This window comes from Tenacibaculum sp. 190524A02b (assembly GCF_964036645.1).
Lineage (GTDB): Bacteria > Bacteroidota > Bacteroidia > Flavobacteriales > Flavobacteriaceae > Polaribacter > Polaribacter vairaonense.
The window spans coordinates 2,154,785-2,181,543 of the sequence record NZ_OZ038525.1 but is presented as its reverse complement, the minus strand read 5'-3'; the positions used below and the strand labels follow the sequence as shown (position 1 = coordinate 2,181,543).

Here is a 26,759-nt window from a genome sequence, read left to right as displayed (position 1 = left end):
TTGATTGTTAGTTAGTTGTTTCCTTGTTTAATTAGCCAAACATATAAGTTATTTCCCAGTGCAGGAAGGTTCTGTATGATTAACAAAAGTCATTTCCCAGTGCAGGACGGTTCTGTATGGTTAACAAAAGTCGTTTCCCAATGCAGGAAGGGTTTGCAAGTTTACAATTTGGTATTTCCCAATGCAGGAAGGGTTTGCAAGTTTACAATTTGGTATTTCCCAGTGCAGGAAGGGTTTGTAAGTTTACAATTTGGCATTTCCCAGAGCAGGAAGCTTTTGCAAGCTTACAATTTGATGTTTCCTTGTGCATAGTGGTTCTGTAACTAATAATAAGTTGGTTAAGAAGTTTAAGTACTTACTAGTTTTACCTAACTAAGGTATTTCTTATAAAGGAATCAAACAATCAGGATTTTTTTTGATATAACTTTGTAAAATTCGGTGAATATCTCTAGTGTCTTTTTGAGGTATTAAAGCATCTTGATACTCTTTAATAGTAAATTTTTCAGCTTGTTTATTTAAATACCCATAACCTTGGTAAAAACTATTAGTAACCAATACATAGCTAAAATCATCAGCGTTTTTGCCAGCTTCCTTAATAATAAAATTATCGCTTTTAAAAGTTGCTGATGCTATGGCTTCTTGCACTCTTTTGTTATAGTTAGCAACGGTTTCTTCTTCTCTACAAATACCTTTGCATTGTTTTAGTTGATAATGAAAACAACTGTTTACATTGGTTTGTAAATGACAGTATTTAGGGCACAACATAAAATTTTCACACAATTGCTCCATAAAAGTACGAGCTTCAGATATTGAGTAAAACTTGGTAATAGGGTTAGAAATGAGTTTTAGCTTGTTCCAAGCTAAGTGTAAGATTCCTTTTCTATCTTCATAACAAAACAAACCGTAACTTTCATTAGTGCGTCTTTGTGCTCTATTGAATTTTGGATAGTATCGTTTTATTTCTGCCGATTCTACTAATAATGCTAATAACTCGTTACCAGTTTCTGTAAAGGTGATATTGGCAGTAGCTAAACACATATTGATTTCTTTTTTCTTTTTGTCATAAAAATGACTCAGCACACGTTGTTTAATGTTATTGGCTTTACCTACATAGATAATTTCCTTATGTTCATTCCAAAAATAATAGACCCCATGTTTTTCTGATAAACTTTCAAAAACTTCTTTAGGAAGTAGGGGAGGTAGTGTAGCTTCTTTGGAACGAGCATTTAAAAAAGCTTCAATAACGCTTAAAGGCTTTTCTTGATCTAGTTGTAGTAGTTTTTGAAATAAAGTAACGGTAGCTTCAGCATCACCTCTAGCTCTATGACGATCTGTAATAGAGATATTTTCAGATAAACATAATTTTCCTAAACTATAGGACTTTTTATTAGGTAATAGTTTACGAGCTAAACGAACTGTACATAGTTTTTTTCTTTTGTATTCTAATCCTAATGACCGGAACTCTTTGCCTATAATGCCATAATCAAAATTAACATTATGCGCTACAAAAATACAGTGCTCAGTGATTTGATAAATAGTTTTAGCTACTTCTGGAAATGTAGGTGCTTGCTTTACCATAAAATTGGTAATGCCAGTAAGGTTGGTAATATTAGCTGGAATATACGTTTCAGGATTGATGAGTGTGGTAAACTCATCAATCACTTTTTGACCATCAAAAATAAAAATACTGATTTCAGTAATTTTTACGCCTCCATTGGTTTCTATATCTACAATGGCGTAGTTCACTGTTGTAATTCCGCTAAAGATTTCAATTCAACTCCTAATTGTGTAAGCATTCCTGCAATACTACTAATTTTTAAATCCTTTTCATCATACTCTTGCGTATTAATACTACAGGTAAATTCCCATAATTCCACAATTTCAGAAGTAGGAACGTAGTATGATTGATAATTTTGATTATCAGGAACTAACAATAAGGCGTTTTTTTCTTCTATTTTGTTATAGACTCTTTTATAGGTCATGCCATCATTTTTAGTAACAATTATATAAGACGTTCCGTTTTTTACATCACGAATATCTTCAATAAAACTGGCAATAACATAGGATCCGTCTTTCATTGGGTGCATAGAGTCTCCTTTAATAGGAAAAGCTCTGTGTTTACCTACTGGCAAAAATGGGAGCTTTATTTTTTGTAATTGCTCTATATATTCAGGATCATCATATCCTAATAAATAACCGGCAGAGGCTTCTACAGGAACAACTTCTATTAGGTTTTCATCATTATCATCTACCATAATAGGAAATAACACACGTTGATTTCCAATTTCTATAAAAGAAGCATCTGTAGCATAGGTAAGATCGTTTTTGACCAACACATCAATAGGAAGTTTAAAATAATTAGAAAACTCAATCAATGTTTCTATAGAAGGTTCAGAACGTCCTTCTTCATAGGAAGATACTCTTGATCTTGTAATGGACAAATCTTCAGCAAATTGCTCTTGCGTTCGTTGTTTTAATTTACGTAAATGGCGAATGTTTTTGGCTATATCTTTCATTTGCTACAAATATAAGCATCAAATGCTATAATATGGTTCTTTTGTGTTTTTTTGTTTTTATAGCCTAATAAATAAAAAGTAATGAAGTATATCAAGTAGCTGTTAAAAATAGACTATTTTTCTTGTGAGTAAATTTAAACCAAAATTGCTATAAGTTTGAATACGTTATTGGCACAGCTAAAATACATAATATCTCGAGGTAGTTTACTTAACAATTTATGTATGGCATGATTATTTATATGAAATAGGATAATGTTTAACATCATTACGGAAAACCACATTTTTTTTCGCATAAATCACCTTTTTAAGCGTTTGGAGTATCGATAAATTTGTGATAACAAAACATCAATTAATCATGGAAGAAATTGTTTTTAGAGCTTTATTAGGTAATACAAAGTTTACTAAAATAGAAAGTTTTATTCAAAATATACTGGATTCAAGTAGTAGTGAGGTAACTTATGAAGCAGTTAGAGAATCTATTATAAAATTGGTTTTATATAGGTTTATTAAAGTGAACCCAAATACTACTAAAGAAGATTGTATTTTAAAAGAATCTAATTTTTATGAGGCACGTCAATTAGGTGGAGTGGCTCCTTGGTTAGAAAAAAGGCGCGCGTATAGATAACTATTACTTTTTGTTATAAATATCAGTTTGTCCAAAAGCTAAAAAATTATGAGATTTTAGTTATTATTTTTAGCTAAAAACTAGAGGTTTAAGGAGTTCAGGGTTATGAGTGTTGCGTTATAAGTGAATGACGAGTACTTAATAATTCGAAAATCATAATTTAAACCGTTGTCATTGCGATGAAGTGCTAACGGAATAAGCAATCTGTTAGTTGTTTTACTTAGAGAGTTAGAAAGGAGTTAAGAGCTATAAAGCTATAAGTGTGAAAAAATCAAAAAGCTAATAATTATAGATCGTTATCAGTTTTTAGTGTTTAATTTTTAGTTTCAGAAATGCCCATAATCAAAAGAAAATCTTTTACCTCAAATCTTCCACCTTCTACCAGTTTTAAAGCTAAGAATTATGAGTAATGAATATTTAGAGTGAAACTAAACACTAAGCATTAAAAATTCAAAACTAAGTAAAAAGCTATATTTTACGTTCCACAACATAATCAATCATTTTAGTTAATGATGTTTTATAGTCGGATTCAGGAAAGTTATCTAGAATAGCTAACGCTTTCTTTTTATAGTCATGCATTTTAGCAGTAGTATATTCTAATCCGCCATTAGCTTTTACAAAAGCAATGACTTCTTTTACTCGTTTTTTATTATGATTGTGTTTTTTTACTGAATTGATTAACCAAGCCTTGTCCTTTTCTGAACAGTTATTTAAGGTATAAATAAGTGGTAAGGTCATTTTTTGTTCCTTAATGTCAATACCTGTTGGTTTTCCAATTTTAGCTTCAGTATAATCAAACAAGTCATCTTTTATTTGAAAAGCAATCCCAATATACTCTCCAAATTTTCGCATTTGTTGCACGGTATTGTTGTTAGCGCCTACAGAAGCAGCACCAATACCACAGCAAGCAGCAATTAAAGTTGCTGTTTTTTGACGAATGATTTCAAAATAAACCTCTTCAGTAATATCAAGTTTTCTAGCTTTTTCTATCTGTAACAATTCTCCTTCACTCATTTCGCGTACTGCAATAGAAATAAGTTTTAGAATGTCAAAGTCTTCATTGTCAATAGAAAGTAGTAAGCCTTTGGAAAGTAAAAAATCACCTACTAAAACAGCAATTTTATTTTTCCATAAAGCATTGATAGAAAAGAAACCTCTACGTCTGTTACTGTCATCTACAACATCATCATGTACCAAAGTAGCCGTGTGAATTAATTCTACTACAGAAGCACCACGATAGGTACGTTCATCAAATCCACCATTAGAAACCATTTTGGCAACTAAAAAGACAAACATTGGGCGCATTTGCTTCCCTTTTCGTCTAACAATATAATACGTAATACGGTTTAATAACGGAACTTTAGACAACATAGCATCTTTGAACTTGGTTTCAAAGAGTTCCATTTCTTTTGCAATTGGTAGTTTTATTTGCTCTACTGGCTTCATATTAGCGAACAAAAGTAAGAATAAATTAGCGATTGTTTATATTTGAAACAGAAACAATATAACTATGAAACGACTTTTTAGTGTACTTTTTATGTTAATGGGGTTTATAGCAAGCTATGCTCAAAGTAATGCTAAATTTCCTGAAGATTTTTTAGGGATCTATAAGGGTGATTTACAAATACATTCGTCTAAAGGTAAACAAACGATAACCATGGAGTTTCATTTGTTGGAAACTGCTACTGAAGGAAAGTATGAGTATAAATTGGTGTATAGTGGAAATCCTAGAAACTATACTTTGGTAGTAAAAGATAAAGAAAAAGGATTATTTGAAGTAGATGAGAATAATGGAATTGTATTACCAGTAAAATTTGTAGAAAATAGTTTGTATAGTTTTTTTGAAGTAGGAGGTAGTATGTTAACTACTCGTTTATCTTTTAAGGATAAGTTGATAGATTTTGAGATTTTATTTAGCGCTACTAAAAATAAAACAACCACAGGAAAAGGTACTAAAGAAATTCCTTTTGTTTATGGGTATCCAATTTCAGTAGTACAGAGAGCTGAGTTAAAATTAATAGAATAAAGGTAGAGAATAGCTCATTTTTTAGAAGAAATACTTCTAATAGTTTTTAATCGTAACCAAGCAGTTTTATGTCTTCTTTTATAAAAAGACATAGTTCCTCTATCTAGTCCAAAATAAAATAAACTTATACCAGAAGGCGGATTGGCACTGGGTAAAAAAGTAAATTTATTAAAAGCCATAGTTGGCCAACTCCAGCATTCTAAACTTGTACCGATAAGTTCGGTAATAGCTACAACAGTATACATGACTAAGTAAAACATTCGTTCTTTAGGATGTTTACGTAAAAAGTAAAATATAAGAAGAGTACAGATAAAACCTAATACATCATTCTTAACAATTAAATAGTAGGTAGCAAAAGGTATAATAAATATTAAGCAAAAAAACTCAATATGTTTTTTATGTTGTTGTACTTTGGGTTTGCGGTTGAAGTAATACACTAATAAAAAAACAATAGCGTGACCTGGAGGAATATAATGTGGTATGTTTTGTAAACGGTAGGTATACATTCCAAAAGTTGCTGAAAAAAGATATTCGCCAACAATACCTATGAGTAAAGCATAAATAAGTAATTCTTTAGCTCTTGGAGTAGCTTTGTAAAAAAGGTATCCGTATAAAGGAATAATTAATAAAACGATTACTTCTTGAGCATGCTCATAGTAGTTTTGTGCTACAAATTTACTATCTAAAATAAGACCAGTAGTTATTGCTAATAACAACCAACCTAATGTTTGCAAAGTTTGTCCTAGTAATGTTTTAGAAAAAGGCATTAAGATTTGTTGGCTAGCTGTCCGCATGCAGCGTCAATATCCTTTCCTCTAGAACGACGTACATTTACAACAATATCATTCATTTCTAAGTTAGAAATATAATTGTTTAAGGCTCTTTCAGAAGCTTGTTGAAACTCACCATCATCAATTGGGTTGTATTCTATTAAGTTCACTTTACAAGGAATATATTGACAGAATTTTACCAATGCATTAATATCTTCTTTACGATCATTAATACCGTTCCAAACTACATATTCATAGGTTACTTTTCGTTTGGTTTTGGCATACCAATACTCTAAAGATTCTTTTAAGTCTTTTAAAGGAAAATTAGTATTGAAAGGCATTATAGAAGTACGTACTTCATCAATAGCAGAATGTAAAGAAACCGCTAAATTAAAGCGAACTTCATCATCCGCCATTTTTTTTATCATTTTGGGAACTCCAGAAGTTGAAAGCGTAATTCTTCTAGCTGCCATTCCCAATCCTTCTGGTGATGTAATTTTATCAATGGCTTTAATAACATTATTATAGTTCATTAAAGGTTCTCCCATTCCCATAAATACAATGTTTGATAGCTTATGGTTATGATATAATCTACTTTGTTTATCAATAGCTACTACTTGATCGTAAATTTCATCAGCGTTCAAGTTACGCATTCTTTTTAGGCGAGCAGTGGCACAGAATTTACAATCTAAACTACAACCTACTTGACTAGATACGCAAGCAGTGGTTCTTTTTTCTGTGGGAATTAAAACGGATTCTACAATTAAACCATCATGCAACTTAATGGCATTTTTTATAGTACCATCATTACTACGTTGCATGGCGTCTACTTCAATATGATTGATGACAAAGTTTTCATCTAACATTTTTCGAGTACCTTTAGAAAGGTTAGTCATATCATCAAAGCTATGTGCTGCCTTGTGCCATAACCATTCATAAACTTGATTTCCACGAAAAGCTTTATCGTGATTCGCAACAAAAAAATCACGAAGTTGTTCTTTGGTTAATGCGCGGATGTCTTTTTTAGTACTCAAAATGTTTAATTGAAAATAGATTATACAGTGCAGCTGCAAAGTTAGTATAAAAGGATGAATTTTGAAGCTATAAAAAAAGCTGCCCATAAGGACAGCTTTTTATAAATAAGGATAGTGTTTTTTAGTGTTTCATAAAACGTTTAATACCAGATTTATTATTGTCTGTATATATTTTTGCAAAATAAATACCGCTAGCAAGTTTACTGATATCAATTTGTTTATTAGCTGTAACACCAACTTTTCCTCCTTGAATGGTATAGATTTCAACTTTTTGGATAGTTTCACCTATTTGAATAGTAATTAAATTACTTGCAGGGTTAGGGTATAGTTGGATGTTTTGTAAACTAAATTCTTTTACTGATTTAGTAACACAGTTTTCATCATAAGAAGCACTATCATCTTTAAAGCCTCCCCAATTAGCAGTACTATAGGTAGCATCATCTACTTGAATACAGGTTAAGTCTGGATTGTTTTTAAAAGTAGTATCCATTAAAAACTCACTGTTATAACCGTTCTGTAAGTTTAAACTGGTTAATTTATTATTATCAGCAGTTATAAAATTTAATACTTTATTTAAGCTAACATCTAAACTAGTTAATTGATTATTGCTTATTTGAATGCTAGTTAATTTGGTATTGTTTGTAAGATCTATGCTAGTTAATTGATTACTAAAAGCAAAAATACTCTTTAACTCAGTGTTTTTGGAAACATCTAATGTTGTTAATTGGTTTTCATCTGCGTTTAATGTATTTAAAAGTATGTTTTTACTAATATCAATACTGGTTAGGTTATTATTATTAACATATAAAACCTCCAAACCAATAAAATCTTGGATACCCGTTAAGTCACTGATGTTTTTATTTTGAATAAATAAGCTGGTAACTTTATCAATATTTGCAGTTGGTACATAATCATCTAAATCACCAGAATCATAACCTAAATCTATTAAAGCTTGTTCAAAGTTATCATCTGGTACGTAAGTTAAGGTACTTGCTGTACAACTTTCATTATAGTTAGTATGTGAGTCTTTATCTAACCAATTGGTAGTACTCCAAACAGCATCGTCTACTTGTACACAAGTTAAATTTGCATTTGCTTGAATGTTTAGCACAGTTATTTTAGTGTTGTTATCATTTTTTAAGTTTAAGGAAGTTAATGTATTATCATTTAAAAATACTTCTTTTAACGAGGTGTTGTTTGAACAATCTAAATTAGTCAACTTGTTATTTGGAGCGTTAAATAATTCAAGTTTCGTGTTATTTGAAATATCAAGGTTGGTTAATTGGTTACTGTTTAGATATAAATATTTTAAACTTGTATTGTCCTCAATGTTGATATTAGTTAGTTGATTTAGTCCAACATTTAAACTTTCTAATTCACTTAAATTAGTCACATTTATAGTATTCAAAATATTACTGTTTAGTGCAAGATATTTTAAATTAACATTTTTAGAAGCGTCTATGTTAGTAAGTTTATTATAAGAAGCATAAACATTCGTTAATTTATCATTATTAGAGATATCTAAAACATCTAATTTGTTGTTTTCTATAGATATTTCTATAAGTTCCAGATTTTTTGAAATATCAATATTGCTTAATTGATTTCTATTTGAAATGAATCTTTGAAGCTTAGGGTTTTTAGACAAGTCAATAGTGCTAATTTGATTGTCTTCAACATATAGTTCAGTTAAATTAGTTAATTCACTTAAGTTAAGCGTAGTTATTTCATTATAACTGACATTTAATATCTTAAGATTGGTATTCTCACCAAGAACCAAATCAGTTAAATCATTCTCAGAAGCATAAACTGAAGCTAATGATTTATTATTTGAAATATCTAATTGCGTTAACTTATTGTTGTTTAAACTTAACTCTATTAAAGCAGGATTATTAGCTATATCTATGCTGGTTAACTCAGTAAATGCTAACGAAAGATTTTCTAGTCTGGCATTTAAAGAAAAGTTTACAGTAGTTAATTTATTATTACTTAAATTAAAATTATTTAGGTTAGTGAAACCTTCAACTCCAGTGATATCTGTGATGTTTTTATTTTCATAGATGTATATACGGGTAATTTCATAAGCATCTTTAGCAGAAATATAATTATCCATAATTCCAGAGGTGTCATAATTGCTGTCAATTAAAAATTGTTCAAAATTATCATCAGGAACATAAATCAAACATTCTTCATTATAATTAGCAGTAGCATCTTTGTCTGTCCAGTTAGTAGTACTATAAGTAGGGTTATCTACTTGAATACAGCTTAAATTAGGATTGTTCAAGGCATTAAAAGCCCAAATATCTTCGTTATTTCCGTTTTTTACATTTAGGTAATTTAAGTTGTTATTGTTTGCTAAAAGCCTTTTAAGATTTGTAAGTCTTGTTAAGTCAAGATTGTTAATTTGATTATCAGCAACAAATAAATCCTGAATATTTGTATGATACCTAATATTAATTTCTTTTAACTGATTCCCTGAAAGATATAAATCTCTAAGTTGTCTGTTATCATTCAAATCAATTTCTGTTAATTGATTTCTCATGATTGAAAGACTTTCTAGTTGATAGTTTTGATGAATAGCAATGTTAGTAATCTGATTATCCGATACATGTAAGTATGTAAGTTCAGAATTATTAAGTACATTAACGGTTGTTAATAGGTTGTTTGTTAATGATAATGTTCTTAATGATAGGTTTTTAGAAACATCAATAGCAGTTATTTGATTATCATTGGCAAATAAACGTTTAAGTATGGTATTGTATTCAAGGTTGATAGTACTTAATTGGTTGTTGCTTAAACTTACACCTTCTAATAATCTGTTTTCAGAAATATCAATACTTGTTAGTTGGTTGTTATTGAGGTTTAAATCAGTCAAAGCGGCAAAGTCTTCTAAACCAGTAGTGTTTGAAATACCTTTATCTTCTATAGTTAAAGAAGTAATTGTGTTAATGTTTGCCGTTGGAACATAATTGTCTAAAACAGTATCATAACCAAGATCAATTAATGCTTGTTCAAAAGCATCGTCTGGGACATAGGTTAAAGGAACAATACTACAATCTGTATTGTAAGTAGCGGTAGTGTCTTTATTAGTCCAGTTGGTAGCACTATAATCAACATTGTCTACTTGAATACAAGTTAAGTCTGCATTGTTAGTAACATTAAACTCTTTAAAATTAGCATTGTTTCCATTGGCAACATTTAAACTAGTTAATTGATTGTCATTGGCAACAAGTGTATTAAGACTTGTAAGCAAAGATGTATTTAATACTTTAATATTATTATTATTTGCGTAAATTTCTTCTAATGTTGAGTTTTTAGAAAAGTTTACATGGTTTAATTGATTTTCATAAATCCAAAGTCTTTTTAAATTTACATTTTTAGAAATATCTAGGCTAGTTAATTGATTTTGACTAACAGAAAAAACTTCTAATAAAGGGTTTTTAGAAACATCAATAGTACTTAATTGTGTGTTACGAGCTGTTAAAGTAGTTAATTCAGGGTTTTTAGTAACATCAATATTTTTTAGATTGTTATGTGAAACAGAAAGTGTTGATAATTTAGGACTTTGACTAACATTTATACTTGTAAGTTGATTGTTGTATATATTTAAAATTTCTAATAAAGAATTGTTTGAAAGGTCTATAGCTGTTAATTGATTCGTATAGGCATTTAATGCTTTTAAAGCTGTATTATTAGAAAGATCTATACTACTAATTTGATTTTGTGATATAGTAAGTACTTCTAAAAGTGGGTTGTTAGTAAGATCTATGGAGGTAAATTGATTATTATATATATTTAATCTTTCTAATAATGTATTTAGAGAGAGATCAATAGCTGTTAATTGATTACTAGATACCGTTAAACTTTTTAAAGCTGAGTTGTTAATTACATCAATAGAAGTAAGTTGGTTTTCAAAAATACTTAAAGTTTCTAACTTTAAGTTTGAAGAGACATCAATACTAGAAATATTATTTTTAAAAAGTAATAATGATGTTAAATCAGGGTTGTTACTAACATTGATACTAGTAAGTTTATTTTCTTGTCCCCAAATTGTTACTAGCATTGGGTTTTTAGATGCATCAAGAGTTGTTAACTGGTTTTTCTCAAAATAAACTCTCTCTAGTATGGTGTTTTTTGAAATGTCTAAACTAGTTAGCTGATTACTTCCAATAGCTAATTGTTTTAACTGTGTGTTTTTAGAAAGGTCAATTTCAGTTAAAAGATTATTGTCAATAAAAAGCTCTAATAAAAGTATATTTTTAGTAAGATCTATCTGAGCAATTTGATTACCATAAAGAGAAAGCTCTTCTAAAGAAACAAAATCTTGAATACCAGTAGGATTTTTAATATCTTTTAGGTTAAGATTCAGTTTTGTAAGTCCACTAATGTTTGCAGTAGGAACGTAATCGTCTAAACTTCCAGAATCATAGCCTAAATCAATTAAGGCTTGTTCAAAGTTATCATCAGGAACATAGGTGTTTTGAGAGAGCACAATTGTGCACGTAAAAAGCAATAATAAAGTAAATTTTCTCATCATTTATGGTTATTATGTATTTGGTTTTTAATTTGATTTCCAAACAATAAGATATTTTCATTTATAGATAGTGAAAACTATTTATATAAATAAAACAGACTTTACTGTACGGAACATAAAGTTTATGAGGGACAATAAATTTAGGGTGGTTTCGCTTAAAGTAAGCGTATTTTAAATTGTAAGTTTAGAGTGTAATTTTTTACGCATAGTAATTTTAATAAGGTTAATAACTTTTTTATTTTCAGATTCTAAAGGTACTGTTTTTTTTGAAAGATGAAAATTAATTTATAATAAAGATTAACATTATTTTAATATAATGAAAAACAAAAAAGCTCCATTGTAAAATGGAGCTTTAAAAAGTTATGTAAATTATATTAATTATAGAATTAACATAGCATCACCGTAAGAATAAAATTTATATTTTTCTTTAACTGCTTCTTGATAGGCTTCCATCATAAAGTCATGCCCTGCAAAAGCAGACACCATCATTAATAACGTTGATTTTGGTGTGTGGAAGTTTGTTACCATACAATTAGCAATACTAAAATCATATGGAGGGAAAATAAACTTATTAGTCCACCCTGTATAGGTATTCAGCCTTTTATTAGCAGAAACAGAAGATTCTACAGTACGCATAACAGTAGTACCAATAGCACATACTCTACGTTTAGTTTCAATAGCATTGTTTACAATTCTAGCACTTTCTTCAGGAATTACAATTTGCTCAGAGTCCATTTTATGTTTAGATAAATCTTCTACTTCAACAGGGTTGAAAGTACCTAGCCCAACATGCAAGGTCATTTCTGCAAAATCAATTCCTTTAATTTCTAAACGTTTCATTAAGTGTTTAGAAAAGTGTAATCCTGCAGTTGGTGCAGCTACTGCTCCTTCATGCTTAGCAAATATAGTTTGATAACGTTGCTCATCTTCAGGTTCTACGTCACGTTTAATGTATTTAGGCAAAGGAGTTTCACCTAACTCAATTAACTTTTTACGAAATTCTTCATATGATCCGTCAAAAAGAAAACGTAAAGTTCTACCTCGTGAAGTAGTATTATCTATAACTTCAGCAACTAAACTCTCATCTTCACCAAAGAATAATTTATTTCCAATTCTGATTTTACGAGCAGGATCTACTAATACATCCCACAAACGGTTCTCAGCATTTAATTCACGTAATAAGAATACTTCAATACGAGCTCCTGTTTTTTCCTTATTCCCAAACATACGGGCTGGAAAAACTTTCGTATTGTTTAACATCATTACATCTCCTTCATCAAAATAATTGATTAAATCTTTGAATAATTTATGTTCAATTTTTTGCGTATCACGGTGTAATACCATTAAACGCGCTTCATCTCTATGCTCTGATGGGTACTCTGCCAATAACTCTTGTGGCAATTCAAAATCAAAATTTGATAATTTCATTTGTAAAATTTTCTAAACGATGGCAAATATACAATATCAAAATAGGCGTTGTCAAGCGATTCCTATATTATTTTATATCTCAGAGGTTTCTATTTGTATTTCCTGCATGTCATTCCAAAAACTTCTGTATGATTTTGTAACTACTTCTGCATCTAAAATTTCAATAGTAGTTTTAAGTGCTAACGGAGCAAAAGCCATAGCCATTCTATGATCATTATAAGTTGCAATGGCAATGTTTTTATGAATTTCAGTTGAAGGTTCTAAATGTAAACTTTCATTAGTAACAGAAATAGTTGCTCCTAATTTAGTAAGTTCTTCTTTTAACGCTTCTAACCTGTCTGTCTCTTTGATTTTTAAAGTGTGTAAGCCTGTTAAATCACATGCTATACCCAAACCAAAGCAAGTAACCGAAATAGTTTGTGCTATATCAGGTGCATTTTTTAAATCCTGAATTAACTTTTCTGAATTATGAGTAGCTGTTTTGGTTAGTGTAATACTATTTTGTTCAAATTCTGTATTTACTCCAAAATGTTGGTAAATATCAGCTAATACACTATCTCCTTGTAAGCTGTTATTTTTATATGCAGATAGTTTTACTTTAGAGTTTAATTCACTTAAAGCAACTAAGGAGTAAAAATAAGAAGCAGAACTCCAATCGGATTCTATAACAATTGTTGTATCTTCAATTGTAGATTTTGAAGCTACCGTAATTGTTTGTTCCGTAAAGTTAGCGTCAATACCTATTTGGTGTAATAAGGCTAAGGTCATATTTATATATGGAACTGAAGTGATTTTGCCTACTAATTCTATTTCTAGTCCATTAGGTAAGCTTGGAGCTATTAGCATTAAAGCTGAAATATACTGACTACTAACGTTTCCGTTAATAGCTACTTTACTTTGTGTGAGTTTTTGTCCAACTATTTTTAATGGTGGATAACCATCTTTTTCCAAGTATGTAATGTTGGCTCCTAAAGAACGTAAAGCATCTACTAAAATAGCTATAGGACGATTGTGCATACGTTCTGAACCTTGCATTATTTTAGTTACACCTTCTTGTGTAGCGTAAAAAGCGGTTAAAAAACGCATCGTAGTTCCAGCATGCCCAATATCTGTAACTTCTTCAGAAGAAGCTAAAGCTTCTTGCATATGGTGACTATCATCTGAATCTGAAATGTTTTCAATATGTATGTTTGGGTATAATTGTTGTAAAATGAGCGCTCTATTTGACTCACTTTTAGATCCTGAAATGGTAATTTCAGTATTTAGTGTTGTAGATTTTGTGTTTAGTTGTAAGTTCATATGGTGTTACTTAGTGTGTTTGTTGGTCATCCAAATACCGTAAATAATACTTCCTAGTATTTTACTGGCAAAAAAGGGAAGCCATTTTCCTTGACTAAATTGATGTTCAAAAACCGTTTGAAAATCACCTGAAAAAATTGCCTTTCCACTGTTCCAAAGTAAAGAAATAACTACGAATATTAAAAAGAAAGGAACGGCTATTCTAGCAAAATTTTTCCAATAACCAACGGATTTCATTTTTTTGAAAAGACTCATTTATTTTAGTTTTTCATTATTATGATGACGGTCGTGATCTCTTTTGGTTTTTATGTCCAACTTTTTATCAAAAGCTTCTTGTAAATTAACACCAGTTTGATTGGCTAAACAAAGTACTACAAAAACTACATCGGCTAATTCTTCTCCTAAATCCTTTTGTTTATCACTTTCCTTCTCGCTTTGTTCTCCATAACGACGCGCAATGATTCTGGCTACTTCACCAACTTCTTCTGTTAATTGTGCCATATTGGTAAGTTCATTAAAATAACGAACGCCATGGTTTTTTATCCAATCATCAACTTGTTTTTGTGCGTCTTGTATATTCATCATTAATCGTTTTTAACTACTAGTTTATTAAGTGGTCAAATATACAGGATATTATGAGCAATTTATTTATAACAAAGCGGATTTTTATCAAATCTCTTAAATGGAGTTGTTTTTCATTTCCATAAGGTAAAGATCAAAATCTTTAGCCCAAAAATCCTTTTCAATACTAACCAATTGAAAGCCCATTTTTTCATAGAATTTATAGGCAAGTTGGGAAGTTCTTACAATAATCTTGTCAATCTCAATATTATTATTAATATGATTAATTCTGAACTGTGTTAACTTTTTTCCAATGCCTTTTCCTTGAGTTTTTGGATCAATAATGTCCCATGATATTCGGGCAGTTTTTTCATGTGTATAATAATTAATTCCTCCAGAACCTATAATTTTACCATTTTCTTCATACACAAAGTAATCTTCTAATTCATTATCTAAGTAGTTTTTAAAATCTTTTTCTTCAGAATAATCAAAAAATTCAGGGATGTTTTTTCGAAGTATTTCTATTAATTGCGATTTGTCTGTTGTTGAATAAGCTCTAATCATCTAATTTTGAGAAAATTTTTGTGAATTTTTTAGGTATTGTTGCTGTAAAATACAATTTTTTATTGAAAAAAGGATGTATGAATTCTAATGAATAAGCGTGTAAATAAATTCCTTTCCCTTTTAGTATGAAGCCTTTTTTTCCATAATCTTGATCACCCAATATAGGGGTTCCAATGTTTGCTAAATGCTTTCTAATTTGATGCCTTCTACCAGTTTTAGGAGTTAACTTTACTAAGTTCAAAATCTCATATTTTTCAGAGAACACAGCTTCTTGTACTGAATAATCAGTTAGTGATTCTTTCAAATCTATTGGTGTTGAAATAGTTCTATGCAAAGGCATTTTACCAATAGCAACAGCATAGTATGTTTTTTTTATCTCTTTATTTTCAAATAGTTTATTTAAAAGTCGGACAGCATTGTTTGTTTTTCCAATTAATAAAGCTCCAGTAGTTCCGTAATCCAATCGGTGAACAGGTTGAGGTATGGTTGCATCTGGTAGTTTGCTTTGCTGAATATTTTGAGGTAATGCATTTGCGATAGTTTTAAAACTATTACCACTTACTAAAATACCAGCAGGTTTGTATACTATTGCTAAATAATCGTCTTCATAAATTACTTGAAGTGGAAAAATTAATTTTTTAGTTGATTTAATTTCATTAGGAATAGTTAATTGTATAATTTCTCCTCCTTTAATAAAGGTTGCAGTGGTTGCTAGTTGATCATTAACGGTAACATAGCCTTTTTTTAAAACCTTTTTTAATGCTGATTTAGTTGAAGCAGCCATAAAAATACCCACACCATATTCTTGAAGTCGAGTAGGGGTGATAATGTTTGGAACGTTATGTATTTCTGTTTTGTTGATTTGTATTTATTTATCTTATTTGTATAAGTTTTTTAAAAAGTGTATAAAATGTTAGTATTGAAGTTTATGAAAGTTTAGATTTTAAATTAGCAATTTCATCACGTAATTGTGCGGCTACCATAAAATCTAAGTTTTTAGCAGCAGCTTCCATTTGTTTACGTTTTTCTCGGATACGTTTTTCAATTTCTTGTTTCGGTAAATATTCTAAATCCTGCTCGGCTGCTTTCTGTATAGCATTGTCATACTGATAGCTAATGGTTGCACTTTTAGAAAGTGTATTATCAATCTTTTTATTTATTTGAGTAGGTGTTATATTATGTGCTGTATTATAATTGATTTGTTTTTCTCTACGTCGGTTAGTTTCATCAATAGTCATTTGCATACTGTTGGTAATTTTATCAGCATACATAATAGCTTTTCCATTCACATTACGTGCAGCTCTACCTACTGTTTGAGTTAAAGAGCGGTGGCTACGTAAAAAACCTTCTTTATCGGCATCTAAAATAGCAACTAAGGAAACTTCTGGTAAATCTAATCCCTCACGTAATAAATTAACACCAATCAATACATCAAATAAACCTTTACGTAAACCTTGCATAATTTCAACACGTTCTAAAGTGTCTACATCTGAGTGTACATACCTACAACGCACTTGAATTCTAGTAAGATATTTGGCTAATTCTTCAGCCATACGTTTGGTTAAGGTGGTTACTAAAGTACGTTCATCTTTTTCAACGCGTATTTGAATTTCTTCAATTAAATCATCGATTTGATTTTGACTGGGTCTAACCTCAATTTCTGGATCTAACAATCCAGTAGGGCGAATAACTTGTTCTACAAATAAACCTTCCGTTTTTTGTAATTCATAATCTGCTGGTGTGGCAGATACATAGATTACTTGGTTTTGTAAGATTTCAAACTCTTCAAACTTTAAAGGTCTGTTATCCATGGCAGCAGGTAATCGGAAGCCATATTCTACCAAGTTTTCTTTTCTACTTCTATCACCTCCATACATAGCGTGTACTTGTGGAACGGTTACATGACTTTCATCAATAACCATTAAATAGTCATCAGGAAAATAATCTAACAAACAGAACGGACGTGTACCAGCTTCTCTGCCATCAAGGTAACGTGAGTAATTTTCAATCCCCGAACAGTAGCCTAATTCTCGAATCATTTCTAAATCGAATTCTGTTCGTTCTTTAAGGCGTTTCGCCTCTAAATGTTTCCCAATTTCTTTAAAGTAATCGTGTTGCTTCATCAAGTCGTCTTGAATTTGATGAATAGCATTTTGTAATACATCTGGTGAAGTAACAAATAAGTTGGCAGGGTAAATGTTTAACTGATCTAACCTACTTTCAGTTTCGTTACTTTCAATATTAAAAGTTTCTATTTCTTCAATCTCATCGCCGAAAAAATGAATTTTATATCCACTATCTCCATAAGAAGGATAAATGGTAACTACATCACCTTTAACTTTAAAGGTTCCACTTTTTATTTCAGTTTCTGTTCTAGCATATAAACTAGTCACCAATTGATGTAGAAATTTAGTTCTTGAAATTTGTTGATCTACTTCAATAGTAATGACATTCTTTTTAAATTCAATGGGGTTACCAATACCATATAAACAAGAAACAGAAGCTACTACTAACACGTCTCTTCTACCAGAGAGTAGGGAAGAGGAGGTGCTAATTCGTAATCGTTCTATTTCATCATTAATAGAAAGGTCTTTTTCTATGTAGGTTCCAGTTACCGGAATATACGCTTCAGGTTGGTAGTAATCATAATAAGAAACAAAGTACTCTACAGCATTGTTAGGGAAAAACTGTTTAAACTCAGTATATAATTGTGCCGCCAAGGTTTTATTATGAGCCAAAACCAAAGTAGGTCTATTTACCTCCGCTACTACATTAGCAACAGAAAATGTTTTTCCAGAACCAGTAACACCTAATAAGGTTTGGTATTTTTCATTTTCTAAAATTCCGTTAGCTAATTGTTTTATCGCTTGTGGTTGGTCTCCTGTGGGCTTAAATTCCGATTGTAAATCAAACTTCATAAAAACAAAAATACGGATAGTTTTAATGCTATCCGTATGTTTAAATATTTTATAAGTTATTATTTTCTAAGTAAAGAAAAATGACCTTGGTGCTCAAACTTTCTTCCTTTTCTGTCTGTAAGCTGAACATTAAACCAATAATCATTAGAAGGTAAAACTTTCCCGTTAAAAGTACCGTCCCAACCTTCACTTTCAATAGGTATTTTAGCTACAAGTTTTCCATATCTATTAAAAATTGAAATTTCACTTGAAGGAAAAAATGTAGCATTAGCTCCTTTAATTTTCCATGTGTCATAAACTCCATCTCCATTTGGGGTAAAAAACTTTTGAAATTGAACAATTGCAACTTCAAGCATTGCATCAGGAACACAACCATTTTTATCATTAACTAAAATAGTGTAAAAGCCACCAGATAGATTTGTAAAAAATGGATTGTCTTGAAATGGAGTCTGGTTATTTTTTTTATCTATAAGTGCAAATTGATAATCACCAATTCCAAGATTAGTAGTTCTTATTTTAATAGTATAGGTGTTAGTTTGATCATTATTGGTGTCATCTACAATAATAACGTCATTGTCTGTTAATGTTGGACTAGTAGATTGGGCTATAGTAATTTCTTGGCTTCTAGAACATAAAGTTCCATCTTGCGTTGTTGCGGTAACAATATAAGTACCTCCTTTATCTATATCTATAAAATTAGTAGCGTTAAGTACACCTGAGCTACCAATTCGAGTCCATTCGTAACTATATGTGGCATTATTATTTACAACTTCTAACCTTACTTGTGGATTGTTTAGGCAAACTAGGTCAGATGTAGTAGTAATATCAAATATAGGTAATGGGTTTACAGTTAGAGTAATATGATGTCCAAGACCAAGGCAGTCATTACTTAACTCACTATCAACACGAACATATATGTTTTGTGTAAAAGGAGAGTTTGTATTTCTGTGATTAGAAATATCAGAAATGGCATTTGTCTCAGCAAGAGCATCATTTTCGTTTTCATAATAAGTTACTTCTATTGCCTGCCCTACAGCGGTAAATAAACCTCTAATTTTTCGGTCAGCATCACTAAAATCAAATGTACTTATACCATCTAAATCACTATTTGTTCCGTTATTATCAAATATATCATCACAAGAGTTAAAAGCTAATGTTTGGAAGTTAGAAGGAATACCAGTTGTAGAAACTATTAAGTTAACTTCAGCTATTCTTTTACATCCATTTGAATTTGTTACAGTAGTCCAAATCTTATCTGAAGTAGCTGTTTTATTTTGATAAGATAATGGATTAGGTATTGGAGCGATTCCGCTTAAAGCATCAGAAGGAGATTCAAAATAAACAAACGTTTCATTTTCATAGTTACTAGATATTTTACTTCTAACCTCATTTAGATTAAAATTAGCAAAAGCGTCAGTGTCATTATCACATTGTTTTAAAGTAACAGTACTATTAATTTCAGGTAGTTTGTTAACAACTAAATTAAAAGAAACAGATGAGTCGTTACAAATACTATTATTTCTATTTTCTACACGAACATAAATAGTTTGAGAATCTTTAGTTTCATTTTGGTAAGGAATATTTTTGTTAATTACATTAGCACTGTTGTCGGTTTGAGCACCAATTAATGATTTATAATAGGTAACTTTATATAGTGAAGGGTCAAGACTACCTAAAATTTCTGAATCTTTAGTGTTTAGCAAAAAATTAGTATTAATTCCATCAATATCACTACCACTGGTTGTATCATCACAAAGGTTATAAGGGCTAGGTGTTTGAGGTTCTGGATTTCCAGTTACGGATAGATTAAAAGTTTTAATATCATAACAAGCATTAGGTGCTACTTTGTTATGCATTCTTGCATATACAATATTGTTTGCAAATGGAGTTGTATTAGTATATGGGTTTGCTAAAGCGTTAGTTATGTTATTGTTATTGGCATCGTCTTGTGAAAGATAATAGACAATCTCAAAAATATCAGGATCTTGACCGTTTAAAATGGTAGGTGTTACATCATTTTGTAAATCAAAAGTATTAAACCCATCATTATCTATATCACAAAAATTAATATTACTAGGTTGAGTGGCATTAGTAGCTTCATAAACTTCTACCTTAAAAGAACCTTCTTTTTTGACATCATTTCCACAAGAATCAGTTAACGTTACTGTTAATTTATATTCACCAGCGCTATTTGCATCAATATTCAACAATTCTAATGAAGAAGTAGTAGAGATAGAGGTTTTTGTAACTCCATTATCAAAAACCCAGTCATAACGAACGCTACTTCCAGTTACTATTTCAGAATTTATAGTTTTAGAATCTCCTTTACAGAATTGTAATGTTTTATCATTTACAAGCTCATTTGAACTAAGTTCTTTTATTTCTATAGGTAATAATAAGGAAGAGATAAAAGGAGGTAGTCCTTGGGTAGATAAAGTTTTGTTTAAAGGAATTGCGTTTTCAATAAACCTTATGTCACTTGCAGGGGCATTAGGGTTTTCTATAACATCCAAATGTGTAGCAAATCCCCCAGGATTGCCATAAGACTGAGGGATTGTGGCATAAATTTTACCATTGGGGCCTAGCTGTAATGCGCCTCTAAAACCATCTTGGCGGTGAATTAACTCTTTTGAATTACGAATATCATCAGAAGTCAAATCAAATTGAAATAATTTATAGGTGCTAGGGTTTGTTAAATCGTCTGTGAAGAATTCAGTGGTAGATACATATAGTTTTGTTGAGTTTCTTGAAAATTCAATACCGTATGCTTGCCCATCATTCCATGTAGTAAGTTGTGTTTGAGTTGAAGAAAGTTTACCAGTTAAATTATCAAATGAGTATAATAAAGACTCATTATTTCCTTGATTAGCAACGGCTAATTTAGAACCGTCAGGAGATAGTTTTAAATAACCTCTTCGTGTAATAAGAGCATTAGCTGGAGAGATTACTGGGGTTGCATTTATACCGTTTTCATCAATTTTATAAGCATAAAATTCATTGTCATTACAAGAAACAACCCAAAAGGTATTACATTCACTACCTCTTACAGCGGCTACTTTTTCAGTCCAATCATTAAATTTTCCATCAGAAAGATCCTTAAAAAAAACTCCATCGTTATCTTCATCTATTAATTGTCCTAAACCACTGTTTAAAGACATGTCTATAGTGTAAACATTAAATCCTTTTCCGTTTTCTATTATCTGGCCTGTGCTGAAATCAATCCTAGGGCCATCATCAACAGTAAATAAATAGTAGATACTATTTGATTTAGGCTTAGGTATAATCATACCAGATTGTGTACTAGAAGGATCTCCTTTTAAGTTATTGGCAAGTATTCCATTTGTGAATGTCATAATCTGATGATTTTTATCATAAACTTTTATACCATCAGAATAGAACAGTAGATTTCCATTAGCATCTGAAAAAGAAGAGCAGCCCTCTAAAGTACTTAAAGCGCCGTCATTTAATGCTGTTGGAGGTATTGTGTTAAAATTTAAACCAGATTTTTGACCAAAATACCAGATATTCGCTTCTTTTTGAGCGTGTGTTAAAAATACAACAAATAAAGCTAAAAGTGTAAGTAGTTTTTTCATTCTAAAAATTATGTCCCCATCATATATAACAGCTAAACTACTTAAAACCCTCTATAAATCTCTCTTTTTTAACAAAAAATATGAAAAATAGATAAAGATAATAGTCCAAACTAATACAATAGTGATGTTAAAAATACTTACTGAATAGTCTTTTGTGAAATTTTGCCCTAATTGGTTTGCTATAGATTTAACAGCACCTAGTCTTGATCCTGGTTCAATTATCAAATTTTGCATTGCTTCTAGAGGCAAGAAGTTTTTAATGCTTTGTGCGATTTTCCAATCAGAAACTATTTTCCAGCCTAAAAGCCCATAAATTAACCACTCTATCAAATACCAAACAATCATAGCTGCAACTGCAAAAGCTGATCTTTTAATGAGGATTCCTAAGAATAAACCAAAAGAGAAAAAGCCGACTAATTTTATAAAAAATGCTAATAAATAATCTAAGTCAGAAAAAATAATTGTGAACTCGTTGAAATCAGAATAAATTAAGCCTAGAGTTAATGAAACAATAAAAACAAAAATGGTTGAAACTAAGGCAAAAGCAATTACGGTATAGAATTTTGAGAGGATAAATTCTTTTTTACTTAATCCATCTATGAGGTTTTGTTTTAGTGTTTTGTAGCTGTATTCATTTGCCATCATAGAAACAATTACCATGAGTAGGAAAAATTTAAATATTGCAGCAACATAAGTGTTAAAGTGCCATATATATGGAAAATTAAATATTCCTTGTTCTGCCAAGTGAAACTTAAAAACTCCGAAGTTAAATTTAATAATAGCAATTAAGGCAATTGAAGTTAAAAGCCCAAAGTATATGATAGATAATACTCTACTAGCTTTATTATGTTTTAATTTATGAAATTCAATACTTAATAAACGTAGCATATTTATAATGTTTTATTATTGTTAGTTAAATTTAGAAATTGTTGTTCTAAACTTGGTTTTCTTTTTACTAAATGAGAAACAGAAATGTTATTTTCAAATAAATGTTTATTTAGTACAGCTGCTGAAATATCGTTTTCTAATTGAGCTATAACTAAATCGTCATCTATATTAACACTAGCTACTTCATGATAATTTTTTAAAACATTAGTTAAAGAGTCAATGTTACCGTCTGTTTTAATTTCTACTATACCATTTGAGGCTATTATGGTTTCTACACGTCCATTGTAGAGCTTTTCGCCCTTTTGTAAAACAATAACATGTGTGCAAACTTTTTCAACTTCATCTAATAAATGAGAAGCAAGAAGAATGGTAGTACCATTTTTAGCAATTTTTTTAATGATTTCTCTTATTTCATGAATTCCTTGAGGATCCAATCCATTAGTAGGTTCATCTAAGATTAAAATTTCAGGATTATTTAGTAAAGCAGAGGCAATAGCTAATCGTTGTTTCATACCTAAAGAATAGGTTTTGAATTTATCGTCCTTACGATCGTATAGATTGACAATCTTTAGTTTTTCTTCAATATTTTCATAAGTCACCTCCTTTATTTTACAGATCAGTTCTAGATTTTGAACAGCAGTCATATATGGGTAAAAGTTCGGGCGCTCTATAATAGCTCCTACTTTTTTTAGGGCATTGTGAGTTGATACATTGCCATTAAACCAACTGAAAGTACCTGAAGTTTTATTTACTACGTTTAAAATGATACCTAAAGTAGTTGATTTTCCACTTCCATTAGGTCCTAATATTCCGTAGATATTACCTTTTTGTATATCAAAAGACAAATCTTTTACAGCTTGAATTTTACCGTAGTTTTTATGCAAGTTTTTAATTGATAGAATTGTTTCCAAACGAAATAGTTTTTGTTGGTTATGAGAATATGACGATTCGAGCTATTTTTTGTTACAAATAAAAAAGCTCCCTTAAATATAAGGAAGCTTTTTTATACTTTTTCATATTAGTATTTTATTATGACTTATCAATTAGTCTAAAACCTTCTCCGTGAATATTTAATATTTCAACGTTTTCATCTGTTTTTAAATACTTTCGTAGTTTGGCAATATATACATCCATACTTCTAGATGTAAAGTAATTATCATCTCTCCATATTTTTGTTAATGCTAACTCTCTAGGCATTAAATCATTTTTATGGATAGCTAACATTCTAAGTAGTTTACTCTCTTTAGGTGATAGTTTTTGAGGTTCACCACCGTTAAAACCAAGATGTCTAAGTTTTGAGTTAAAATCAAATTGTCCAATTTTAAACTCAAACTCCTCACTATCTTTTGATTTTTCACTTTCCTTACGTTGTAAAATAGCTTTTATTTTGTGTAAAAGTACTTCAGAATCAAAAGGTTTATTTAAGTAGTCATCAGCCCCCACTTGATAACCCCTTAAAACATCTTCTTTTAATGTTTTAGCAGTTAAGAAAATAATAGGTATTTCTTTGTTAGTGGTTCTGATGTCTTCAGCTAATGAAAAACCATCTTTTCTAGGCATCATAACATCTAAAATACAAAGGTCATACTCTGCATTTTTAAACATAATTAACCCGTCAATTCCATCCTTAGCATGAGTTACATTGTAATCATTAAGGGCTAAATAATCTTTAAGTACGGTTCCGAAATTAGGATCGTCTTCAACTAGTAGAATTTTTTTACTTCCCATTGTATCCTTTCATTTTATATTAATGGTAATTTAACTGTAAATGTGCTTCCTTTACTTTTTTCACTCTCAACATAAACGGTGCCATGGTGGTTGTCTATTATTTCTTTTACATAGGCTAATCCTAATCCGTGCCCTTTTACATTGTGAATGTTTCCTTTATGTTCTCTGTAAAATTTATTAAATACATATTTTTGAGCATTTCTACTCATTCCAATACCTTGATCTTTTACCTTAAAGATAAAGTATTTATTTGTGTTTTCGGTTATAACATCAATTTTAGGTGCATCTTCAGAGTATTTTACTGCATTCTCAAGAATGTTAACAGCCACATTAGTTAAATGAAATTGATTTCCTAAAACTTCGGAAGATATTGCTTTAAAATTAGTCGTTACAGTTCCGTTTTTATCATCAACTAAAAGTTGAATATGTTCAATAGCTTCTGTTATAATGTCTTGCATATCGGTAGCATCCTTACTAATTTCAATTTGGTTTTTTTCTAACTTTGAAATTCGAAGAACATTTTCAACTTGACCATGCATGCGCTTATTTTCATCACGAATCATTTGAACGTATCGCTTTACCTTATCCTCATCTTTTATAATTCGAGGATTTTTTATAGCATCTAAAGCTAAATTGATAGTGGCAATAGGTGTTTTAAACTCGTGTGTCATATTATTTATAAAATCAGTTTTAATTTCTGATATTTTTTTCTGTCTCACTAGTTGATATAATGATGTAGAAAATGCAGCAATAATTATACCAATAAACAATAATGAGAGTAATAAAATTTTCATCATTCCAGAAAGCATGTTTTCTCTCTTGTTTGGAAATTTTACATAAAGTTTATATTTGCTATTTCCATTTTCATCTTCAAGTAATGGATAGTAAAAATTATCGTCAGGTTGTATGTTGAAGTATCCTGATTTTAAAGGGGTTGCAAATCCGTCTTCATATACACCGTATTTGAAATCCTGAGTAATGTTTCTTTTAGTAAACTCCTCTTTTAACGTATTATTTAATTCTTTATTGCTAACTCTTTTATAAATAGGGTAAAAACGTTTACGTTGTTTGAAAATTTCTGAATACTGCATTTTATCCCATTTATCATATCTTTTGTAGGTTGAAAATCTTTTTTCGTTATAACTTGCAGAAAAATCATTTTTAGATTGAAGAGCTTGCACGTATAAAAAGTCTTGTTTTCCCGTTATTTTTTTTATAAAGGTAGAGTCGTTAACTGAAAAACCAGTAGGGATTTTGTAATTTTCTTCAACGTAGGTTCCAAAAATAAAGCTTTTATTACCTGTAGTATCTATTTCTTTGAATAGGAAATTTTTAACTTCAGCATCAGTTCTAAATCGATCAGTTTCTAAAAATTTACTGTACTCTCTAAAGGCTTCATTTTCTTCTCGTTCCTTTATTCTTTCAGAGGTTTTAGCCAAGGCTATGGTAACATCGTTCTCAAATTGTTGTTGTTTATTTTTAATAGCATCTTTTATCCAATATAATTGAACAGAAATGATTCCTATAAGAGAAATACTCATTAAAATAACAATTACGAAGAAGTTTTTTTTACTCATTACTCAAAAGTAAATTAATAAAATGAGGTGCAATTTTCTTTTAACTTAGATTAACAAACTTTTCTTAAATTTAAGAAAAGTTTAAGAAAAAATAGTTATTAATATAAGTTTAGTGTTTGTTTTTAGTTAAAAAATGATGAATCTGTTTAACGTTGTTTTTTGTTAGGTTAATATCAATATTATTGATGATATAGTTTGATTGCATTATTTTTTTTTCATCCTTCCATTGGTTATTCATTCTTTTTTTAACATCATTATAATTGGAATGGTCTCTTTTAATGACACGTTCAATTCTTAAAGCTATAGGAGCGCTAACTGTAATAATTTTATCACAGAAAGAGTTACTTCCATTTTCAAAAAGTATAGCATTTTCATATAAGATATAGTTTTTGTCTTTATTTTTGAAAATGAAATTATTTAAATGTTCATAAACTACAGGGTGAACTATATTATTTAAAATTGCTAATTTTTTTTTATCATTAAAAACAATATTAGCTATGTATGGTCTATTTAAGCTATTGTTTAAATAGGATTCATTTCCAAACTCTTTAATAAGGTTCTCTTTAATTTTTAGAGAATTATTCATTAGGTTTTTAGCTTCTTCATCAGCATTGTAATAAGCGATATTCTCAAAGTTAAGAAACATTTTTGCTACGGTAGATTTACCACTACCTATTCCGCCAGTTAATCCTATAACCATA

General features: G+C 30.0%; 21 protein-coding genes. 2 read left to right on the top strand and 19 right to left on the bottom strand.

Translation table 11 applies throughout. The annotated features are described in order from the left end of the window. Positions 1–384: 384 nt before the first annotated feature. Complete coding sequence (locus tag ABNT65_RS08695) at positions 385–1,746, bottom strand: exonuclease domain-containing protein (protein ID WP_348739036.1); 1,362 nt, start codon at positions 1,744–1,746, stop codon at positions 385–387. After that, the gene (locus tag ABNT65_RS08690; protein WP_348739034.1) at positions 1,743–2,516 is read right to left on the bottom strand and encodes a LexA family transcriptional regulator; all 774 of its coding nucleotides are present in this window, start codon (positions 2,514–2,516) and stop codon (positions 1,743–1,745) included. The genes ABNT65_RS08695 and ABNT65_RS08690 overlap by 4 nt, the downstream gene beginning before the upstream one ends. Before the next feature lie 355 nt (positions 2,517–2,871). Between ABNT65_RS08690 and ABNT65_RS08685 the strand changes: the two genes are divergently transcribed. Further along, positions 2,872–3,141, top strand: coding sequence for a hypothetical protein (locus ABNT65_RS08685; RefSeq protein WP_348704575.1), 270 nt, complete (start codon positions 2,872–2,874; stop codon positions 3,139–3,141). Positions 3,142–3,609: 468 nt separating this feature from the next. Here ABNT65_RS08685 and ABNT65_RS08680 read toward each other — a convergent pair whose 3' ends face one another. Continuing rightward, entirely contained in the window at positions 3,610–4,587 is a 978-nt protein-coding gene (locus tag ABNT65_RS08680) for a polyprenyl synthetase family protein (RefSeq protein WP_348747675.1), read from the bottom strand. Between the two features lie 64 nt (positions 4,588–4,651). Here ABNT65_RS08680 and ABNT65_RS08675 point away from each other — a divergent pair, with 64 nt between their 5' ends. Continuing rightward, entirely contained in the window at positions 4,652–5,167 is a 516-nt protein-coding gene (locus tag ABNT65_RS08675; protein WP_348747674.1) for a hypothetical protein, read from the top strand. A 14-nt stretch (positions 5,168–5,181) separates the two neighbouring features. Here the strand turns inward: ABNT65_RS08675 and ABNT65_RS08670 are convergent, their stop codons facing one another. The 16 genes from ABNT65_RS08670 to coaE all read right to left on the bottom strand — a co-directional run bounded on the left by ABNT65_RS08670 (position 5,182) and on the right by coaE (position 26,758). Further along, complete coding sequence (locus ABNT65_RS08670) at positions 5,182–5,934, bottom strand: hypothetical protein (protein ID WP_348747673.1); 753 nt, start codon at positions 5,932–5,934, stop codon at positions 5,182–5,184. Then, positions 5,934–6,974: a 23S rRNA (adenine(2503)-C(2))-methyltransferase RlmN gene (rlmN, locus tag ABNT65_RS08665; RefSeq protein WP_348739073.1), complete on the bottom strand. Its 1,041-nt coding sequence runs from the start codon at positions 6,972–6,974 to the stop codon at positions 5,934–5,936. Before rlmN ends, ABNT65_RS08670 begins: the two co-directional genes overlap by 1 nt. 118 nt (positions 6,975–7,092) lie before the next feature. Next, positions 7,093–11,460, bottom strand: a complete 4,368-nt coding sequence (locus tag ABNT65_RS08660) for a T9SS type A sorting domain-containing protein (RefSeq protein WP_348747672.1) — start codon at positions 11,458–11,460, stop codon at positions 7,093–7,095. Positions 11,461–11,880: 420 nt separating this feature from the next. Beyond that, positions 11,881–12,930: a tRNA preQ1(34) S-adenosylmethionine ribosyltransferase-isomerase QueA gene (queA, locus tag ABNT65_RS08655; protein WP_348747671.1), complete on the bottom strand. Its 1,050-nt coding sequence runs from the start codon at positions 12,928–12,930 to the stop codon at positions 11,881–11,883. A 72-nt stretch (positions 12,931–13,002) separates the two neighbouring features. Then, positions 13,003–14,229, bottom strand: coding sequence for a 3-phosphoshikimate 1-carboxyvinyltransferase (locus tag ABNT65_RS08650; RefSeq protein ID WP_348747670.1), 1,227 nt, complete (start codon positions 14,227–14,229; stop codon positions 13,003–13,005). Positions 14,230–14,235: 6 nt separating this feature from the next. Continuing rightward, positions 14,236–14,484: a hypothetical protein gene (locus ABNT65_RS08645; RefSeq protein WP_348747669.1), complete on the bottom strand. Its 249-nt coding sequence runs from the start codon at positions 14,482–14,484 to the stop codon at positions 14,236–14,238. Beyond that, the gene (locus tag ABNT65_RS08640; RefSeq protein WP_299109156.1) at positions 14,485–14,811 is read right to left on the bottom strand and encodes a nucleotide pyrophosphohydrolase; all 327 of its coding nucleotides are present in this window, start codon (positions 14,809–14,811) and stop codon (positions 14,485–14,487) included. It lies immediately after the preceding gene. A 96-nt stretch (positions 14,812–14,907) separates the two neighbouring features. After that, on the bottom strand, positions 14,908–15,354 hold the full coding sequence (locus ABNT65_RS08635) for a GNAT family N-acetyltransferase (RefSeq protein ID WP_348739028.1): 447 nt from the start codon (positions 15,352–15,354) through the stop codon (positions 14,908–14,910). After that, complete coding sequence (locus tag ABNT65_RS08630) at positions 15,347–16,138, bottom strand: RluA family pseudouridine synthase (RefSeq protein ID WP_348747668.1); 792 nt, start codon at positions 16,136–16,138, stop codon at positions 15,347–15,349. Before ABNT65_RS08630 ends, ABNT65_RS08635 begins: the two co-directional genes overlap by 8 nt. Positions 16,139–16,280: 142 nt before the next feature. Then, positions 16,281–18,272 carry an excinuclease ABC subunit UvrB gene (uvrB, locus tag ABNT65_RS08625; protein WP_348747667.1) on the bottom strand — a complete coding sequence of 664 codons (1,992 nt, stop codon included), beginning with the start codon at positions 18,270–18,272 and terminating at the stop codon, positions 16,281–16,283. Positions 18,273–18,331: 59 nt separating this feature from the next. Then, the gene (locus ABNT65_RS08620) at positions 18,332–21,865 is read right to left on the bottom strand and encodes a T9SS type B sorting domain-containing protein (protein WP_348747666.1); all 3,534 of its coding nucleotides are present in this window, start codon (positions 21,863–21,865) and stop codon (positions 18,332–18,334) included. 51 nt (positions 21,866–21,916) lie between these two features. Beyond that, positions 21,917–22,753, bottom strand: a complete 837-nt coding sequence (locus ABNT65_RS08615) for an ABC transporter permease (protein ID WP_348704587.1) — start codon at positions 22,751–22,753, stop codon at positions 21,917–21,919. Between the two features lie 2 nt (positions 22,754–22,755). Further along, positions 22,756–23,664, bottom strand: a complete 909-nt coding sequence (locus ABNT65_RS08610) for an ABC transporter ATP-binding protein (protein WP_348704588.1) — start codon at positions 23,662–23,664, stop codon at positions 22,756–22,758. A gap of 118 nt (positions 23,665–23,782) precedes the next feature. Beyond that, positions 23,783–24,481 (bottom strand): response regulator transcription factor, encoded by a 699-nt coding sequence (locus ABNT65_RS08605; protein ID WP_348704589.1) that lies wholly within the window; start codon positions 24,479–24,481, stop codon positions 23,783–23,785. 14 nt (positions 24,482–24,495) lie between these two features. After that, positions 24,496–26,058, bottom strand: coding sequence for a HAMP domain-containing sensor histidine kinase (locus tag ABNT65_RS08600; protein ID WP_348704590.1), 1,563 nt, complete (start codon positions 26,056–26,058; stop codon positions 24,496–24,498). Between the two features lie 109 nt (positions 26,059–26,167). Continuing rightward, a complete protein-coding gene (coaE, locus tag ABNT65_RS08595) occupies positions 26,168–26,758 on the bottom strand; it encodes a dephospho-CoA kinase (RefSeq protein WP_348747665.1) in 591 nt (196 codons plus the stop codon). Between the last annotated feature and the right edge of the window lies 1 nt (position 26,759).